The sequence below is a fragment of the Arcicella rosea genome (genome assembly GCF_014204325.1).
In the GTDB taxonomy this organism is placed as follows: domain Bacteria; phylum Bacteroidota; class Bacteroidia; order Cytophagales; family Spirosomataceae; genus Arcicella; species Arcicella rosea_A.
The window spans coordinates 23676-42540 of sequence record NZ_JACHKT010000036.1 but is presented as its reverse complement, the minus strand read 5'-3'; the positions used below and the strand labels follow the sequence as shown (position 1 = coordinate 42540).

13 protein-coding genes and 1 tRNA gene are annotated in these 18865 nt (G+C 32.0%); 5 read left to right on the top strand and 9 right to left on the bottom strand.

Annotated features, from left to right (window positions below; translation table 11 throughout):
- Positions 1-8 precede the first annotated feature (8 nt).
- Together HNP25_RS18580 and tgt are read right to left on the bottom strand one after the other, a co-directional pair.
- Positions 9-2360, bottom strand: a complete 2352-nt coding sequence (locus HNP25_RS18580; protein WP_184136690.1) for an SLBB domain-containing protein — start codon at positions 2358-2360, stop codon at positions 9-11.
- Positions 2361-2468: 108 nt separating this feature from the next.
- A complete protein-coding gene (gene tgt, locus HNP25_RS18575; protein WP_184136688.1) occupies positions 2469-3602 on the bottom strand; it encodes a tRNA guanosine(34) transglycosylase Tgt in 1134 nt (377 codons plus the stop codon).
- Between the two features lie 187 nt (positions 3603-3789).
- Here tgt and HNP25_RS18570 point away from each other — a divergent pair, with 187 nt between their 5' ends.
- From HNP25_RS18570 to HNP25_RS18560, 3 genes are all read left to right on the top strand, one after another.
- A complete protein-coding gene (locus HNP25_RS18570; protein WP_221432506.1) occupies positions 3790-4908 on the top strand; it encodes a glycosyltransferase in 1119 nt (372 codons plus the stop codon).
- Between the two features lie 108 nt (positions 4909-5016).
- The gene (gene rsmG, locus HNP25_RS18565) at positions 5017-5652 is read left to right on the top strand and encodes a 16S rRNA (guanine(527)-N(7))-methyltransferase RsmG (protein ID WP_184136686.1); all 636 of its coding nucleotides are present in this window, start codon (positions 5017-5019) and stop codon (positions 5650-5652) included.
- Between the two features lie 161 nt (positions 5653-5813).
- Positions 5814-5887, top strand: a tRNA-Asn gene (locus tag HNP25_RS18560).
- A gap of 110 nt (positions 5888-5997) precedes the next feature.
- Here HNP25_RS18560 and HNP25_RS18555 read toward each other — a convergent pair.
- The 6 genes from HNP25_RS18555 to HNP25_RS18530 all read right to left on the bottom strand — a co-directional run bounded on the left by HNP25_RS18555 (position 5998) and on the right by HNP25_RS18530 (position 10895).
- Complete coding sequence (locus HNP25_RS18555; protein ID WP_184136684.1) at positions 5998-6177, bottom strand: hypothetical protein; 180 nt, start codon at positions 6175-6177, stop codon at positions 5998-6000.
- Between the two features lie 310 nt (positions 6178-6487).
- A complete protein-coding gene (locus HNP25_RS18550; protein ID WP_184136683.1) occupies positions 6488-7342 on the bottom strand; it encodes a toprim domain-containing protein in 855 nt (284 codons plus the stop codon).
- 365 nt (positions 7343-7707) lie between these two features.
- On the bottom strand, positions 7708-8991 hold the full coding sequence (locus HNP25_RS18545; protein ID WP_184136681.1) for a VapE domain-containing protein: 1284 nt from the start codon (positions 8989-8991) through the stop codon (positions 7708-7710).
- 64 nt (positions 8992-9055) lie between these two features.
- On the bottom strand, positions 9056-9301 hold the full coding sequence (locus HNP25_RS18540; protein WP_184136679.1) for a hypothetical protein: 246 nt from the start codon (positions 9299-9301) through the stop codon (positions 9056-9058).
- Positions 9294-10517, bottom strand: coding sequence for a tyrosine-type recombinase/integrase (locus HNP25_RS18535; protein ID WP_184136677.1), 1224 nt, complete (start codon positions 10515-10517; stop codon positions 9294-9296). The genes HNP25_RS18540 and HNP25_RS18535 overlap by 8 nt, the downstream gene beginning before the upstream one ends.
- A 96-nt stretch (positions 10518-10613) precedes the next feature.
- The gene (locus tag HNP25_RS18530; RefSeq protein ID WP_184136675.1) at positions 10614-10895 is read right to left on the bottom strand and encodes a hypothetical protein; all 282 of its coding nucleotides are present in this window, start codon (positions 10893-10895) and stop codon (positions 10614-10616) included.
- Between the two features lie 161 nt (positions 10896-11056).
- Here HNP25_RS18530 and HNP25_RS18525 point away from each other — a divergent pair, with 161 nt between their 5' ends.
- Both HNP25_RS18525 and HNP25_RS18520 read left to right on the top strand, forming a co-directional pair.
- Positions 11057-11518: a helix-turn-helix domain-containing protein gene (locus HNP25_RS18525; RefSeq protein ID WP_184136673.1), complete on the top strand. Its 462-nt coding sequence runs from the start codon at positions 11057-11059 to the stop codon at positions 11516-11518.
- 645 nt (positions 11519-12163) lie between these two features.
- Entirely contained in the window at positions 12164-16729 is a 4566-nt protein-coding gene (locus tag HNP25_RS18520) for an NACHT domain-containing protein (protein WP_184136671.1), read from the top strand.
- A gap of 150 nt (positions 16730-16879) precedes the next feature.
- Here the strand turns inward: HNP25_RS18520 and HNP25_RS18515 are convergent, their stop codons facing one another.
- The gene (locus HNP25_RS18515) at positions 16880-18553 is read right to left on the bottom strand and encodes an RNA-binding domain-containing protein (protein ID WP_184136669.1); all 1674 of its coding nucleotides are present in this window, start codon (positions 18551-18553) and stop codon (positions 16880-16882) included.
- Between the last annotated feature and the right edge of the window lie 312 nt (positions 18554-18865).

The window sequence follows — 18865 nt, the reverse complement described above, 5'->3', positions numbered from 1 at the left end:
GTATAGATTTATTTTAAGTTATTACTGATATTGACTAATAAATAGGAAACCGAAGTAATTGCCCCAACTAAAGCGATGCGTTCTCCAGTAGAAAGTTTATGTATATTTTCGTTTTGTTTACTTGGTACAATAATTTCAGCCCCTTGTTCAACTTTGGGATAAGTATAAAAAATCAAGAATTTTCGGGTTTTATCCGAAATGCCATTGGCGTATTTTATGTACAATTTTCTTTTGTTGGCTTTGTCAGTAAAACCTCCTGCTTGTCGGATATAATCTTTTACGTTAAGATGTTGACGAAAAGTTACTGCTACAGGATTCAAGAATTCCCCAGATAATTTTACGGTTTCTAAAGTTCTTGGAATTTCAAGATAATCGCCATTGAGTAATAAAAGGTTGTCTGAACTATTGGGATTTTGTAAAATATAAGCCAAATCTATCGCCAAGACTGAACTGTCACGCATAAATTTTGCTCCTTTCGGAAAAGCTTCTTTTTTCAAACCTCCCGCCAAATGAATCAAATCCGTAATACGCTGTGTTTTATCTTTTATCGTATAAACGCCTGAAAAATTCACTTCGCCGTTTATTCTTACCGATTTCTGGACGGCATAATTTGGCGACTTACGAACGTAAATTCTATCAAAGGCTTGCAATCTGAATCCTGAATTTTCAGAAGATAATTTCAAGTTACGGTCAATTTTAAACGTAAAAATTTTCACTTGCTCGTGATTAGTGTTTGTTGAATCATCATCCAATATCCGTCTTGATAATTCAATTTCTGTATTACTCGCCGCATCTGTAAAACCATTGGCAAAAAGTATCAAATCTTCAATCGTTAAGCCTTCTACAAAATCAAACACGCCAGTTTTGTTTACTTCTCCGTAAATACTAACCGTTCTTTTTTCTCGGAGTGAAGGAATAGAACTGATTTCGACAATATCTTCTCTTTGTAAAGGAATATCCGAAATTTCATTTCTAATCAATTTGCCAACATCGAAAGCCATGATAATTGGCTCATTATTTTCTTGTTTTCGAGTAATTGTAGCACGATTCAAAAAAGCTTCTTCTTTCAAACCTTCGGCTTTTTTGATTAATTCTTTTACTGTACTTAGTCCCCTTTCCAAAGCATATTCGCCAGCTCTAAAAACAGCTCCTTTTATTTGTACTCTATTTTCGTAGCGTTCCAGAATTGCACCAACCGTATATTTATCGCCATTTTTAGGAATAAAAGTCAATACTTCGTCTTCGGTAATGTTAAACAGTTTTAAACCTGTTGCCGTATTTCTTTTAAGAGAAATTAGATTAGTGTAAGCTTTATCCGTAAATCCGCCAGCGAAACGGAGTATTTCTTTGAGGTTTTCTGTAGATTTTACTTCAAAAATCATCGGACGTTTTACTTCGCCAATAATTTCTACTCTTGTTTCATAATCGGCAATTCTGATAATATCTTGGTCTTGTAATCTGATATTATCTTTTTGATCGGCACGGAGTAAAAAGTCGTACAAATCAATAATTCTAACAATTTTGTTATTTCTAATGACCCGAATATTTCTGAAAGAACCATTTTCAGAAGGTCCACCCGACAAGTACAGTGCATTAAAAACACTTGCTAAAGATGAAATAGTATAAGTGCCTGGACGATGCACTTCGCCTGTAAGTGTTACTTTAATACTTCTAACATTCGACAAAGTAATTTGGGCAGAAACGCCACTTTGGGGCAAATTAATACCTTGATAAAGTTGACGAAGATGCTTGATAATTCTCTCGGAAGCCGTTTCAATACTTAATCCGTTGATGTAAATGGGAGCAAGATTGAGGATTTTTATCGTTCCTTCTGGACTGATTTTTACTTTATAATTATCCAAAGCATTTCCGAAAATATCAATATTCAATTCATCGTCTGGCCCTAATTGATAATTTTTAGGCGTAGCGATGCGTAAGTCGGGTTCAAAACTTAAATTATTTTGCGTGAAAAGTGATGCTCCGAAAATAGCAGATTTGGGAGAATGATGTTCGAAAGAATCTTTTTTGACAAAAGGAATTGCTGGTTTGATTACTTGTCGAGCAGATATAATTTCTTTTGGAGAATTCGGTTGAAGATTGTTGAAATACTTTTTGGTAAATCTTTCTTGAAGTGTATCAAACTGTGCCGACGAATAACCTTTCAACAACATGGCTTCTTTGATTTGCGATTCGGACATGCCATTTGCTTGAGCTTTCAGAAATAAAGCTTTCAGCTGTTCATCGCTAAAATCATTGAGTTTCTTTTGTGCTTGAATCTTAGCACAAAAAAAGAAAGAAAAGAAAAAGATGTACCAAATGTAGGAATAGTACTTCCCACAATATTTTGTTTGTAGGCTCATTAACATAGCAATTTACAGGTGACAACTGTCTGATTGATAGAGAACTCTTCCTTAAAAATAATAAATAAAATTATTCAAAGGAAGAGTTGAGCCTAAATATTTTTTAAATTATAAACGTTGCATCAATTTTACAACCATTGCATCTTTCCAAGTTTTAAAAGTTCCAGCGATAATTTGCTCTCTTGCCTGACCAACCAACCATAAGTAAAAACTAAGGTTATGAACACTGGCAATCATTGCTCCTAACATTTCATCTGCTTTCAATAAATGGCGGAGATATGCTTTTGTATAAAAATTACTTGCATAACAATTAATGCCTGAGTCGATTGGCGAGAAATCATCTTTCCATTTTTCGTTTCTCATATTAATTGTTCCTTCCGTCGTAAACAGCATTCCGTTTCGGGCATTTCTAGTCGGCATTACACAATCGAACATATCAATTCCCAAAGCAATACTTTCTAAAATATTAGCAGGAGTACCAACGCCCATCAAGTAACGAGGTTTATCTTTTGGCAAAATATCTGTTACCATTTCTGTCATTTCGTACATCATTTCGGCAGGTTCGCCCACCGAAAGTCCACCGATGGCATTTCCTTCACGCTCAAAACTAGCGATTACTTCCGCAGATTTTACTCTTAAATCTTTGTAAACACTTCCTTGAACAATCGGGAAAAGTGTTTGGCTATAACCGTATTTCGGTTCGGTTCTATCGAAATGTTCGCAACAACGTTTTAGCCAACGGTGCGTCATTTCCATCGATTCACGAGCGTAGCCGTATTCGCAAGGATAAGGAGTACATTCATCAAAAGCCATGATAATATCTGCACCGATGGTTCTTTGAATATCCATTACTCCTTCAGGACTAAAGAAATGTTTTGACCCATCTACATGAGATTTGAAAGTAACGCCTTCTTCTTTGATTTTTCTACCAGTTCCTGCCAAAGAATATACTTGGTAGCCACCTGAATCCGTGAGAATAGGTTTGTCCCAACCGTTGAATTTATGTAAACCGCCCGCTTTTTCAATAATATCCAAACCCGGACGCAAGTAAAGGTGATAAGTATTTCCCAAGATAATTTGGGCATGAATATCATCTTTCAGTTCACGCTGATGCACAGCTTTTACCGAACCAGCCGTGCCGACGGGCATAAATATAGGAGTTTCTATTTGTCCGTGGTCGGTTTGAAGTACACCTGCACGGGCTTTAGAATTGGGGTCATTGTGTTGTATATCGAAAGTCATTTGCTGAACAAAAAGGATTTTAAGACCCAAAAAAGGAATATCCTCATCCTTTCTGAATTTATTTTTACGGAAATCTTACAAAATTACAAGTTTTATCAACAAATCTTTCTTCTTTTACCGATAGCCTTTAGGCTTTTACTTATCTTTGCACTCCCAAAAGATTAACCAACTGATATTTAATACCTTGATGCCCTTTCTATTTAGCATATACATATTTTCTGTTGGTCTTCAACTGTTTTTCATTTTATTCGTTTTCGCTAAAGTCAACAGGCATGAAAGTCCGATTCAGGAAGAAATAACTTCAGAAGGCGTATCAGTAATTGTTTGTGCGTGGAATGAACTAGAAAATTTAAAAGAGTTGATTCCATTATTAGATGAACAAGATTATCCAAATTTTGAAGTAATCATCATGGACGACCGCTCTTGGGATGGCACGCACGAATACTTAATGAAAGAAAGTTCGGCATTTCAACGAGTAAGATTTATACAAATAGAAAAAACTCCAGAACATCTTTCAGCCAAAAAATATGCGTTGACTTTAGGCATAAAATCAGCGAAATATGATGTTGTTTTATTGACAGATGCCGATTGTCGCCCACAAAGTAAAGAATGGATAAAAGGCATGGCGGAATGTTTATTGCCAGAAAAACAAATCGTTTTGGGTTTTTCACCTTATTATACAGAAAAGTCATTTTTGAATAAATTGATTCGCTACGAAACCTTTATTACAGCATTACAATATTTTTCACTGGCAATAAAAGGACAGCCATACATGGGCGTAGGCAGAAATTTGATGTACCGAAAATCATTATTTCTTCAAAACAAAGGTTTTGCAAAACATACTAATATAGTAGGTGGCGACGACGATTTGTTTATGAATGACGTAGCCACAGCCGAAAATACTGCGGTTTGTTTGAATCCAGATACTTTTATGTATTCTGTACCAAAGCGTACTTGGGACGCTTGGTATCGACAGAAAACAAGACATTTATCTGTCAGTAAATATTATCGTTTTGAAAATAAATTAATCTTAGGAAGTTTGGCTTCCACTCAAATATTTTCTTGGATTTTACTGTTTGTATTAATTCCATTTACGCTAGAAACAGTACTTTTATATGCAGTATTGGGTGTTTTTGCACTAAGATTAATCACTCAATGGATAGTTTTTGCGAAAGCCAATCAGCGTTTTGATAACATTTTTAAATCAGCCACATTTCCACTCTGGGATTTTTTATTTACACTTTATTTCTTGATAATGGGCGTAAATAATCTGATTCCTAGAAAGAAAAAAATGAGATGGAAATGAGGGAGTTTTGAGTTTTGAATACGAGTGCAGAGTTTCTTGATAGTTTTCCGAAAATTTGCCAATTAAAATTAACTCACTAATTCACTCAATCACAATTAAAAAAAGAACATGACAAACAACAATACATTAATAGAAAAGTATTTTCCGCAACTTACTGAAAAGCAAAAACAGCAATTTGCTCAGTTAGGAGAATTATATGCACATTGGAATGCACAAATCAATTTGATTTCAAGAACAGATATGGATAATCTTTATGAAAAACATATTTTGCATTCATTAGGCATAGCCAAAGTAATTACTTTCAAAGATTTCAGTGAAATTCTTGACGTTGGTACAGGTGGCGGTTTTCCCGGCATTCCTTTAGCAATCATGTTTCCACATTGTCAATTTCATTTAGTTGATAGCATTGGAAAGAAAATCAAAGTGGTGAATGAAGTAGCCAAAGCCTTAGGTTTGGAGAATGTCCGAGCAGAGCAAATCAGAGCCGAACAAATTGATGGAGAATATGACTTTATCGTAAGCCGTGCAGTTACTCGTCTTTTACCATTTTATGGTTGGGTTAAAGGGAAAATCAACATCAACAACTACAATAAATTAAATAACGGCATTCTTTACTTAAAAGGTGGCGATATGAAAGAAGAACTGAAAGAATTAGGTAAAAAGACCAGAGTATTTGAATTGTCTGATTATTTTGAAGAAGAGTTTTTTGAAACAAAAATGGTTGTTCATGTTCCTATGAAGTAAAAAGGGCTTTTTATAAGTAAAAGAGTGAAAAAAAATATCAATTGTAATATTCTGAAAATCAAGTAATAAACATTTTTCTTTGAAATTTTGATGTTTTTTTAATAGAAAACACTTGCATGATATTCAAAAACGGACTACTTTTGCATCACGATTAACAACAATCCTTCTTAGCTCAGCCGGTTAGAGCACATGACTGTTAATCATGGGGTCCCTGGTTCGAGCCCAGGAGAGGGAGCAATTAATCACAAAAAGCCTTCATACGCAACGTATGAAGGCTTTTTTGTTGTAAAAAAGTTGGTACAAATAAGGTACTCAGTTTTTTGAGTACCTTATTTATTCTTTAAACTAAGATTGCTCTAATATTGCCTTAATATATTCTTTCTCTTGTTCGGTTGAAAATGGAGGTTGTCCAAAGCTGGCAATAATTATTTTTATTTCCTTTGGTGTAAAGGTTTGTTTAGTGTCTTTAATATTAACATTCTTCTTTATCTCCTTACACCAATTGTTAAAGATAGTTCTGTTCACGTTGTACATTCTCAAAAAATCTTTCTTACTAAATCCGTTATACATAATCTTTGTTTTGGGGTATTTTTTGGGGTACATTTAGCTTTCATTTAGCTTTCATTTAGCTTTCATTTAGCCTTCATTTAGCCTTCTATTAGCTATACTATATCATTAAGAATAATTTCAGGGTCATTTTAGAACACTTTCAGAATCATTTGAGAATGCTTTCAGAATGTTTCAGACCTATTTCAGCACACTTTAAGAATTATTTCAGACCTGATTCAGGATACTTTCAGAAACTTTTCAGGCAGTCTTTAGAATACTCATAGCTTTAAGCACTTATATATTCATTAAAATCTTTAAAACCTTCGTAAATTTTTGACCTATCAATTACTTGAAAACTCTCTGATAGTTTTTTAACTGATTTCATTCCTTGAACATCTCTATCAAGAAAGCAATGTATTTTTTCGGCTTCCTTTAGTCGTTCTTTAGCTTTTTCAATATTTACAATAGAGTTTAACACAATTACAGTGTTTGAAGGTTTAGACGTGCCAAAGTGAACGAATGCCGAAAGTAAATCAAAAAAGCCCTCAAATAAATAAACGTCCCTACTTTCTGGAACTTCAAAAGTTGTGATTCCCTTTGGTGTGGTGCATCCTTTGAAATGTTGGTTTCTCAGTTCAAAACCTCCCCTATCATTGATAAATCCTAATGAGTAATAAGATTTATTGTTATTGGTGTAATGAACTTCTTTAAGGTATTTGTATGCAATCTGAAAGGGTATCTTTCGAGATTCGCAATAACTTATCAAGGAATTGGCTTGTAAAGGCTTTACGGTGTTGATTGATATAGTGTTTGTGTTGTTTTCAGGTGATTTTCTGCAAAAAGAAAAGGAATTTTCAGCACATTGAAAAATAGAACCGTTTCCGATAGTTTCCAAGTGTTTACAGGCGGTTGTAAAATCAAAACCCTCCAAGTATTGTACTAATCGTATAATGTCCCCGCTCTCATTACTGGAATAATCAAAAAATACATTCTTGCTTGGATTGACAAAAAAAGAAGGCGTATTCTCGTTGGTTTTGGGCGAATAGTAAACCAACTCTTTACCGCTGGATTTAACAGGCTCTAAACCTAAGTTTTGGAGATAATCTATTATTTGAATTTGCTTTAAATCGGATATTTCCATTTTTCTTTTTGCGGAATATTACAATTAAAAAAAACAATGTTGTTGAAAACTTTTAAAAACGTGATTTCATCCTACTAAGTTACTCGAAACGAAATAACACATTTAAAATCAAGAACTTAAAGTAAAAAAGTCGAGTAAGATACTTTTAAATCATCTTACTCGACTTACTCGAAATCTGCCAATTTTAACCCTTTTTTCGAGTAGCAAGTATTTACTAACAATGAGTATCTTACTCGAAAGTAAATATATAAGTAACTGGAAATCAATATATTTAAAATATTTCGAGTAGGATTAAAAAAAGTATCTTACTCGACTTTTTGGCACTTAATGTATTGATTACTAATATATTATATTTTATCGAGTAACTAAGTAAGATGATTTTGAATATTTTTTATATAATACCCTTTTATACTGTATTGATATTCTTTACTGTATTTTTGGGATTCTTGGAAATGTAATATTTTTAATGCTTTACCAATTTGAATTCTATTGAGCTTTAAACCTGATACCGCAACCAATCTTTGTTCTATTTCACTTGTCGTTAAAAATTCGCTATTCGGGCTATCTTTATCACTTGGTAAAAAGTTTCTTTGAATAACTTCAATTTCTGTACTGATACGCATAAACCTTTGATTTATCTTTTCTTGCATCTCAATGTCTTCTTTGCTCATTATAAATTCAAAGTTCCCAGATAACAACAAATGATAGGCTTGCGACCAAACCAAATCAATATCAATATTAGCCTGATAGCCTTTTGCTTTGCCGTTATCGTGCTTAATTTCTTTTACCACAAATGGCAACCACCTAACGTTTCCTGTTTCATCTGTTAAAAACTCATATTGGTTTGTACTTGCTACGAAGTTTGCACGGCGGTAATGAGTAATTTCACTCTTTCCAAACAGAGGTCTAAACTTCACTACTGATTCCGTTAGAATAGTTTTAAAATCGTTATTAAGCTCTCTTTTTTCAAAGCTGGCTAGTTCATCCAAATTGATTATAAAGTTCTGACAAAGTGATATTTTACCGTCTTTGTTTCCTCCAAAATCAAAACCTTTACGATAGTATTTGCTTAATTTAGGAGGAACGAGAAACTCTAAAAAGGATGTTTTGCCGTCATTCTGTTTGCCTACAAGCGTCAAACATTGTTTATTAAACGGAATATGTAAAATGCCTTGTGCAACCATCCTGACAAGGTGTTTTTTAAACATTCTTTGCCACCAAACTTTATCTTCGATGATGACATATTTACTTAGTTCAGTTATGTAATCAGGCTGTGAATTATCCCATTTTGGAAGGCTCTCAAAATACTGTTTAATCGGGTCGTATTTTTCTACTTTGTTAGATATTATGACGGGTAAAATCTGATTGAATTTGTTAAAGCCATTGGCATAAAGGTCATAAGTGATTGTATCCTCAGTAAACAAATTATACTCTTTTTCCTTCTTTAGTTTACCGTCCATTTCATTGGAAACTATATTTACTCTAAGGTCATACTTACTAAAAATAAAATTTTCTAATCTAATGATTAAAGGTTTATTTGCATTATTGTTACTTTCTTTTGTAACACCTTTATTTTCAGTGCTTTTGTCCAATAACCCTTGACTTTGTTCTTTATTTTTTGTAACTTTAAGTGCTGTTATATTGCTCATTTGCTTATAAGATTAAGCCCTGTTTTGAGGAAAAAACAGGGCTATTTTTTAAAATTGTTTAGTACTAATTTTGAAATATATCAGAATATTTATTGGCAATCTCTTCATACTCTTCAAGCCATAAATCCAAATTATCTACGTAATTATTTAAGTTTTTCAACTCTAAATCTTTACTAATAATTACTCTTTTTAGCTCTTCAATGTAATCTTTCATTTCACTGACTAACATCTCATAGCATCCTATTTTAGCTAAAAATTTATTAAATATTTCCTCCTTGTTTTCATCACAAAAATCCATATCATTAGGCATTTTTAAAGGTTCTATTGAATGAATCAATAATAGGTTTTGCCTCTATTTTACCGTAATGATTTAGCGTTGTGCTTAGTGATGAGTGTCCTAAAACCCTTTGGACTATAGTTGCATCTATACCCTCACTAATTAGAAGTGTCGCACACGTTTTGCGAGAAATATGGAAAGTAGGCATTATTGAAAGGTTTGCCATTTCTGCAAGTTCTTTTAATGTACGGTTCATACATTGATTTGTAGGTACATTAAAAATCTTTACTTGATTGTCTTCAAAACGATATTTTTCAATCAAAAAAATAGGCTTTTCAAGCAGTGGAACAATTGAAGTGACATCAGTTTTTTGTCTTGGAACTTCGAGATATTTTACTCCATTTTCATTAACTTTTATGTGGTTGAAAGTGACGTTTACTAAGTCTATATAACTTAGACCAGTGTAACAAGAAAACAGGAAAAAGTCCCTAACTCTTTCGTAGGTACTCCCCTTAGATACTTTTAAGGCTTCAAACTTCTCAATGTCTTCTTTTGTCAAGTATTTTATTTTTACTTTCTCGTGTTTGGGTTTAAAGTTTAGGAAAGGGTTTCTTAATACCCATTCTTTACTAATAGCATAATCAAAAAAGCGTTTTAACCATTTTACGTATCTTGTGGCGTGGTTGTGTCCTGATTGTCTATGAGATTTCATAAACTTGATTATTTCTAAGTCGTGAGCTGGTTTAATTTCCGTTAAGTCTATGCCTTCACGTTCAAAAACAAACTTTAGCCATTGTTTCAAATGTTTTCCGTATCGTTGATTTTTATCCTTTGTTTTATCTGCAAAATCGTTGCCTTTGTCCAAATAAATGTCTTTGATATACAGGTCGATAGCTTCAAAAAGCTTTGGTTTTTCTTGAATAACAGATTTACCAAAAATTGAAAAAGAAATACGCTCTAAATCAATCGTTTGACCAGACTCAAGCAATTGAATAAAAGCTTTATGTAGGTTGTTTTCATAGGTTTTTAGTAACGAATTTTGTTCTGGTTTGCCTTTGATTTTGCCATTTTTAAACTCTCCTTTTTGGCATTTAACCCCTGTGAACTTATCAAAGGTTTTGCCATCATAAGAAAGCCTAACATTTATTGATAAGTTAGCGTTATTCTCTCTTGCTCTGAATGTTACGTTAAATGTTGAGGTTCTTTTTTTTCCTCCTTTGTCAGAAATGGGTAACTTTGTATTGGTCATTTTAATTGTTATTTAGTGAACCGTATTTATTTAGCCGTAACTACTCGCAATAGTTACGGCTTATTTTTTGGGTTCGGGTGAATGGTTTGTTATCAATTATTGATTTTCATTAGTGCTGCTCTCTATGCTCCTACGTCCAGATAAAAATGTTTTACTATCATTTACATTCATTAATTGAGACAAAGGCACTTTTAAGCATTTTGACAAATTCTCTGTTTCTTCTGTCAATGGCTTCTTTACACCTCTGACCAATTGCCAAAATCTTTTTTTGTTAATACCAACAGTTTCGTAAAATGCTTTTGATGGTTTGAATAATAGCATAGTTTCTTTTTCAAATGCTACTATGTGGCTTGCTAAAAATGTTTGTGTTGCTTCCATGCTTTAATCTATTTTTTAGTTATTTAATACTTTAAATCATTATTTAGATTATCAAAATTGTAGATTTATTTTTTAAAATCAAAATAATAGATAATCTAAATTTTAGATTTCATTCTTGTTTTCAAATAAATTAAATTTGTGTTGAACAAATAATCTAAAAAATGAATACTATATATTCCAAGATTAAAGCAATAAGAATTGAGAAAAAGCTTAGTCAGCAAGATTTAGGTAAGATGATTGGTACAAACCAAAGTAATTACAATAGAATTGAATCTGGACTAACTCAACTAACTATTGAGAGAATGGAACAAATAGCGAAAGCATTTGATATGACTGTAACCGAACTAATGAACTATGAAGGTGGAGAGATTGGTCATAGTGAAGTAGAAGAGTATATAAAAAAAATCAAAGCACTTGAGAAAAAATATGAAGCACTAAAAGCTCAATTTGAATTATCATCAAATGAAGATACTGAAACATGGAGTAAGCAAAATTCAGAAATAGAAAATCTAAAGAAAGAGATAAAGTCTTTAAAGAACACGATAAAAGAAAAAGAAGAAAGAATTAAAGACAAAGAAATGGTAATAGATGCTTTAAAAATTGCTCTCAAATCAAAAGAATAAAATAATCTATTTGAACAACTATGCACTATTAAACATTAAGTGTATTGAGGTACAATAAAAGTGAGTACCTGAAAATTAACTTTTGGAAGAAAAAAGGCTTTAATTCAAAGAGAAAGCATTATTTAGTTTTAAATCTTGCACAATTATAAATGAGTAGTAATTAGAGTTTATAAAAGGCTTTTTTATAGAAATAGTTACAAATAAAGGTACAATTTGGGGGCTTTATTCTGTAATTCATTGGTTTACAGGAGAAAGGAGAATAATAAAACGATGATTTTATCCACAGGAGAGGGAGCAATTAATTACAAAAAGCCTTCATACGCAACGTATGAAGGCTTTTTTGTTTTCCACTGTTCCAGATTTTTTGAAATGGTTTGGAACAGTTTTTATTAGAATATTTTCTGTTTAATTTCTGTACTGTCTTGAAAATCTTCAAATAACTTATTCTTTCAATGTTCACTTTTAAGACTATTCTCATTGCTCACTTATTGAGGTTAAGTAATAAAAATAAATTGTTTAGGTATCTTATATAGTGAAGCCCTCCTTTTTAAACAGAAATTGGTATTTTAGTAATAATTTGTTCCAATTAAGGAAGTGATTTTTGAAAGTTAAGTAATAGAAATTAACCTTTTACTATAAAATTGTATGAACACCAAACCAATCTCTCAAACACCAAATTCTTCTCATAATTACTTTGCACTTCAAAATGATAGAAAATTTGAAGAGTTATTACACTCTATATTTTCACAAGAAATTAAGACGGGGGAGTACAAAGGAGTGTTTGATTGTTCCGATTTAAAACCGATTGGAGCAGATAAAGGTATTGATGTAGATTTATATAAAGATGGCTTAAAGGCTGGGGGGATTCAGTGCAAATGGGTTAGTAAACTATTGGATAAAGCTACTGTTTCCAAAGAAGTTATCAAGTTTGTTTTGCATTATATGCTTGATAATGAAAATTTTATTGATTTAAATTCATATAGCTATTTCTTAGCAGCTCCAAAAGGTTTTGCAAAGGATGTACGTCCATTTATCGAAAATTTTAGTAATCAAGTTGTTTGTGAACCAGATTTTGAAAAATGGACAAAAGCAGTTATCAGAAAATACGAAACTTTTAAGAATGCTCAACTAACTTTTGCAAACGTTGAGAAGAGATTAAAAACTCTCTTAAAATTAATAAAAATTGAGCCAATAATATCTTCAAAATTAGACAACTATCTTGCTAAAGAAGCTAATAAGATAATAATCGGACAATTTTGGAGTGTTAGAACTGTAATTGATAGTGAGACTTTGTTGAAGGAATTGGGTAAGCAAACAGATGAAATTATTGATGCAATTCGAGAACCTCAAAGTCCAAATCTACTATCTCCTGATGTAATTAACCAAGATTTCAAAATAGCATCCACTTTTGTTAGTGAGTTATCGAATGAGTTTGATAATATTGAAGGTTCACACATTGAACGTGATGAAACTCTTCAAATTTTAGAATGGCTAAATAGTGACTTATCAGATGATAAAAAAAATAATAGTTTACTTTTAGTTGGTGGTGCAGGAGTAGGCAAAAGTGTAATAATGAAAGATTTAGTCTGTCATTTGATGGATTCAGAAGTTCCTGTAATTGCTATTAAGTCTGATAAATATGCTCCTGAGACAGTGAAGGATTTAGAAGCTCAACTCAATTTGAAGGATTCATTAGAAAGAGAGATTAAAACCTTATTAATGAATGGAATTGATAAAGTAGTAGTCATAATTGACCAGATTGATGCTTTATCACAAACACAATCTAACAGGAGAGAACCTTTAAATACATTTCGTACTCTTATCAATACGCTTTCAACTATTCCCCAAGTTCGTATTGTAATTTCTGCAAGACCTTTTGATTTACAAGAAGATGCTGATTTAATTGTTATATCTCGAAAAGCAAGTAAAATAGAAGTGAAAGATTTGACTATCGAACAGATAGAAACAGTGCTTCAAAAGAAGAATTTCAATATTCAAACACTATCTGAACCATTGAAACAACTCTTGAAAAATGCTTCAAACCTTGACTTATTTTGTAGAGTTTTAAATGATACATTAGATTTTAATCGTTTGGCTACACGTCAGGATTTACAGCAAGAATTATTCAAACAACGAATAGTTAACAATAGAATTTCTTCTCCTGACTGTATAATGCTTGTCTATGACATTGCAGAAAAAATGTATGAGCAAGAACGCATAAATATTTCATCAGAGCCATTTCAAATTAGATATAAACGAGAGCTTGCTTATCTCGTCAGTGAAGGAATTTTAACCCTTAAAAAGGATTATATCCAATTCTTCCATCAAACGTTCTACGATTTTACTTATGCAAAATCATTTGTTCACAAGGGCAAATCAATTTTAGAATATATTATTGAAAATCATCAAGGATTAAAGATTAGAACTGTTGTAAAAATGGTGTTTGATTTTACAAGAGGGAATAACCCGAAAGAGTATCTCAGATTATTAAATGAGGTTTTATTTTCGGACGCTTTTTCGTACCATCTCAAACACTTATTAATCACTAATTTATGTTTTTTAAGGGAGGTTTCGATTAAAGAAAAAGCGTTTGTTAGGAGTAAAATCTTGACTTCTCAAACCTTCAAAAAAGCATTCTTAGAATCTGTTAATAGCCCAGACTGGTTACAATTTTTAATTGAAGAGAATATTTTTAATGATTTACTTAACCCAGATTTAAAACTTTATGAAACCGATAAAAATAGGGATATAGCTCTTTGTAGCTCAATTTTCAATAGATTCTTACAAAATAGTACAGATATAGTTTTAGAATATGTTTCTGAGAGTTTATTAGATTACGAGGGGAAAGAGCGTATTATTTCAGATATGTTATTCTATTTAAAAGTATGGACTAACCCAATAGCTTGTGATTTATTTGAAAAATATTTCCAAAAGCCAGAAAATCGTAATCGTTGGTTTTTCTATATTTTAGAAAACGCAGTATCTGACCAACCAGATTGGGTAATTACCCAATTTGAAATCGAACTTTATAGTAGAAAATCTACTAATTCGTATAGTCGTGCAGAAATAAAATTTGAACATTCTGAGAAGAAATTACTAACACTTCTATTTAAAAAACACTTTGATAAAACACTGGAATTTTCGGTTAATCTAATCAAAAAAGTAATAGAGGAGACAAAATTTAGAATTGAGCGACATTCCGATGATGTTTTATCATCATTCATGGGAGATACTGCCATAAGTGGCTATTCGTCTATTGATTCGGCTGAAGGTTCGGTGAATCATGAAACCTTTTATGGAATTGTGATGGATAATGTCAAGAAAATAGCCAAGGAAGAGCCTCAGGCTTTTAGAACCTTTTTCTATGCTCATATTGATAATCTTTTTCTCATTATTCAACGATTATTAGTAAAAGGATTACTTGAAAATCCTCAAGAATATTCCAAAGAGTGTTTTTTATTCATCTTTAATTTTGGACAACAAGAAGGTTTTGAATTAAGGGATGAATATACTTATTACGTTAGAGAATTAATAGCTATAAGCTACCCCAGATTTTCAGAACAAGAAAAAAATCAAGTCGATGAATTTCTGTTGAACATAAAAGATAAATTTCATTTAAAATGCTATTCAAGTGGAGAAAAGAAAATACATTATTTATCATGGTATGGAAGGAAAAAGCTGTTGAGCTTATCATCAATTCCCATTGAAGAAATTTTAAAGAAGCTTGTACTAAAAAAAAAATATCAAGAGCTAAAAAGAAAACATCCAAATGTTAAGAATGAAGCTCCCCGCAAAAGTATTTTTAGAGGAGTACCAGCTCCTTATTCTCAAAGAAGCTATCACAAAATGACTTTGACCCACTGGGAAAAAACCTTTTTAAAGATAGACAGTGACAAACTATTTATTGATTCTAATAGAGGCTCTATGATTGAACATTATAGCCAATTCACAAAAGAAGTAAAAGAGCGACCAGATTATTTTCTACCACTTATAAATAAGTTAGTCTCCGATTGGAAAGTAAAAGAGGAGTATATTTTAGCTGGTATTGAAGGGCTTGTTGAAGCAGAATATGATGGAAATGTAATTACTAAAATGGTTAATCAAGTGATTGAGTGCAACCATTTATCAGATTATTCTAAGTTGAGGGTTTACAGAATTTCCAGCTATTTGCTTAAAAATAGGACTATAAGCAGCAATATCGTCACTTATATGATTACCAACTGTTTAGATGAAAAATATGAAATACAAAATTTAAACAGAGATGAGGAAATACTTTTGGATAGAATTGATTCGGTTAGAGGAAGTGCTATTTTGCATTTAATGGACTGCTCACATTTACCTGAGTTTCACATTAGAATAGTTGAAACCGTTGAACAAATAGCTGAAGGTTCTAATATCATGCTAAAAACAACGGTTATGACTAAGCTACCAAATTGGTTGGTTATTGATAAAGAAAAAGTTATAGAAATATTTTTAAAACTAACAAGCAAACCTCATCCAGAGGTATTCAAATATGCAGGTATTGTAGCTCAAGAACTTAATTGGACACATTTTGAGAAGCTTCAAGATTTTTATAAAATGTGTTTTGAATATGAAGATGTAATGCCAGAGATTGCAGAAATATTATATTATTACTGGATAAATGGAAATGACCAAGCTTATAATCTTCTTATGTCTATGGCAAATGACAATAGTAAGGTAAAGGCTAAATTAGTAGATTCCAGTGCTCAAGTACTAAAAGAATGTGAACCAAAATACTGGGAAAAATCTATTGAAATATTCGAGATGTTTATGGATGATTGTGATAGTGAAGTTGTAGATGCTTATGGACATTCTTTTTTATGGCTTCCTAAAGAACGATTCTCATTATTATTACCATCAATTAAGAAGTATGCTAAATTGATGGCAACCAAAAAAGTATCTCGTTATTATTATGAATATTTGCTTTCAGGCGTAAGACAATATCCAAAAGATTGCTTAGAATTGGTTGAACATTTCGATAAATACCAAGAGCCAAGTATTAGTGAAGGCAACTATTATGATAAAGAAGTTATTCAAATTATACTAAGTGTTTATAATGTTCTTTTTGAAGAAGATGCTGAACAGAATCATCATTACTTAGTTAAAGCCATTTCAATTTTTGATAGAATTTTACAAAACGATACATTCCGCTCAACCTCTGATATGGTTTTGAGAGAGGTTGAGAATTAAGATTCTTTCTTATAAGCTCTTTTAAAACAAGGGCGTTTATTTGTAAATTTATAAAATTTTTAAAAAGATTTTTTTGCTTAAAGTATTGATAGTTAAGTTTTTGACTTTGAGCTGTCGAACTAAATCTCTTATAAATCTCTTATAAATCTCTTATAAAAGAACCCATTTGGGCTTAGTATCACTTCCTTCATTTCTAATTTTACCAATACTTCTTAACTCTGCTAAAAGGTTTGTAATTTTGATTTTTTTCTGCTTTTCATCCATCCATTCAGGGAGTTTATTCCATAGTAGCTCATCCACATCTGAACGCTCTAAAAATCCATGCTCTGTGATTGACTTAATGATTAAGTCAAGATAATACGATTTTTCAAACGCTTTGTTTTTAGAATAAATGGCTTTTTGTCCTGTGGCTTGAGCAATACTTGCCGATACGAAATAATTAGGAGTCCTTCCTTCTATCAATTTCTGTTTACGCAATGAATCTGATGCTTCTTTCGTAATAGGCAGTTTTTTCTGTACTCTATCCAATAGTATGACTGTCTCCAAAGAAAGGTCTTTATGCTCCATTAAAAGCTTTGAATAGTTGGTATCTATTTCATGTCCATAAATCTCTAATACTACATTCCTTGAATCTGAATGATGATAGTCTGGTAATGGGAAGAAACGTTTTCTTTGTTCCTTTAACATGGTGTAAATACCGTAGCCCATAGTATCAATCATTCCCAAATTAACCATTGCTTTTACTAACCACGGATTTCTATAACGGTCAGGTGTTTTCTCTCCAAAAAAGTATTCTTCTGGAGTACCTGAATAGAAACCGCCAATATTACTAAAAACCAATTTGTCGGTCTTTTCGGTGACGATGATTCGAGCATTTAAAGTATAGTCTTGGTGAGCAATGGCGTTGTGCATGGCTTCCAAAATAACTCTGGTTTCGTACTTATTGACCGTCACAGAAAGTAATTCATTGTTGGGGAAAAACTTGTATTGATAATTTCTAATTTTCTGTAAAACCTTAGTTGTGTTCAACAGAAGTGGTGTTCCAAAGTGTTCATAAGCTTTTTCTTCTGTATCAAGCTTCCATGTAATCTCAGCAATGGATGGCGACAACAAATGGACAGATTCAGGTTTACCCAAAAGTAAAATAGCGGTATTGGTAATTTTACCATGAATAGTTATTTTAGCTTTATCCAGAAATACCGAGGTATCCCAATTATCAATTTCTGAATAGAAAGCTTCTTGAGTATTCTTCTCTTTAAACTTTGCTCTTGCTACTGCCAAAGCCATTTCATCCAAATCAGCAATACTTGCGTTAGGGATTGTCTTAGCTGACCAATCTTCCAACGAATTATAAACCTGCCGAACATAAGCAGGATAATTCAATAAGTCTGTTTTCTGACTATTGATTCTAATGAAAAATTTCTTCTGAAAACTTACAGGTTCACCTTTAGCGGCAGGAATTCGGAATAATACAAGATGTTGATTTTGGTACTCAAATTCAAAAATTTCAAAACTGATTTTAGGAGATACCATTAAACGTAACCAAAGCTCAAAATCTTGATTGCCCACTTTTTGAACAAAAGGTCTAAAATTTGTGCCAATGATATTTTTTGTGATGTCTTCAACACCGAGAATTAAATAACCAAAATCTTGATTACTAATCGTTGCACCGTTAGCCAAAGCAGAAATATATTCACCAATTCCCTCAATTGTAATACTTGCTTTTTGAGAAGCAACATTACTTTTAAATTCCAACCAAGCTTGCTCTCCACTGTTTTGCTGGAGAAGTTCTTCAAGTAAGCTATGTAAGTCTTTTTCTTGCATTTAATGAATGACGATATTCAATGATAAATATATCTTTTGCAAATTACTAAATTTTGGCTGATGCTCAGATGAAACTTTCTTTTGATATTAATTTAGAAAATTGAAAAGTAGTAAGGTCGTAAGAAGAGTAGTAGCTTATAAGAAGCTATCTTACTACTTAAAAAAGGCTTTTCTAAAGCACGTAGCTTGTTTTTTCCCTTTGGTAGTAAGGTAGTAAGATAAATAAATATAAAAAGATAAATAAATATATAGCAGTGGCTATGCCCTGTTTAGTTATGGAAAGAATCTGGAAAAGCATTGAAAAATTTTGGA

What these genes read in the sequence shown, in the direction of transcription:
- HNP25_RS18525 (WP_184136673.1), top strand. Translation starts at nt 11,057, where the DNA reads ATGAATACTATATATTCCAAGATTAAAGCAATAAGAATTGAGAAAAAG.
- rsmG (WP_184136686.1), top strand. Translation starts at nt 5,017, where the DNA reads ATGACAAACAACAATACATTAATAGAAAAGTATTTTCCGCAACTTACT.
- HNP25_RS18540 (WP_184136679.1), bottom strand. Translation starts at nt 9,301, where the DNA reads ATGCCTAATGATATGGATTTTTGTGATGAAAACAAGGAGGAAATATTT.
- HNP25_RS18580 (WP_184136690.1), bottom strand. Translation starts at nt 2,360, where the DNA reads ATGAGCCTACAAACAAAATATTGTGGGAAGTACTATTCCTACATTTGG.
- HNP25_RS18535 (WP_184136677.1), bottom strand. Translation starts at nt 10,517, where the DNA reads ATGACCAATACAAAGTTACCCATTTCTGACAAAGGAGGAAAAAAAAGA.
- tgt (WP_184136688.1), bottom strand. Translation starts at nt 3,602, where the DNA reads ATGACTTTCGATATACAACACAATGACCCCAATTCTAAAGCCCGTGCA.
- HNP25_RS18550 (WP_184136683.1), bottom strand. Translation starts at nt 7,342, where the DNA reads ATGGAAATATCCGATTTAAAGCAAATTCAAATAATAGATTATCTCCAA.
- HNP25_RS18530 (WP_184136675.1), bottom strand. Translation starts at nt 10,895, where the DNA reads ATGGAAGCAACACAAACATTTTTAGCAAGCCACATAGTAGCATTTGAA.
- HNP25_RS18545 (WP_184136681.1), bottom strand. Translation starts at nt 8,991, where the DNA reads ATGAGCAATATAACAGCACTTAAAGTTACAAAAAATAAAGAACAAAGT.
- HNP25_RS18515 (WP_184136669.1), bottom strand. Translation starts at nt 18,553, where the DNA reads ATGCAAGAAAAAGACTTACATAGCTTACTTGAAGAACTTCTCCAGCAA.
- HNP25_RS18570 (WP_221432506.1), top strand. Translation starts at nt 3,790, where the DNA reads ATGCCCTTTCTATTTAGCATATACATATTTTCTGTTGGTCTTCAACTG.
- HNP25_RS18520 (WP_184136671.1), top strand. Translation starts at nt 12,164, where the DNA reads ATGAACACCAAACCAATCTCTCAAACACCAAATTCTTCTCATAATTAC.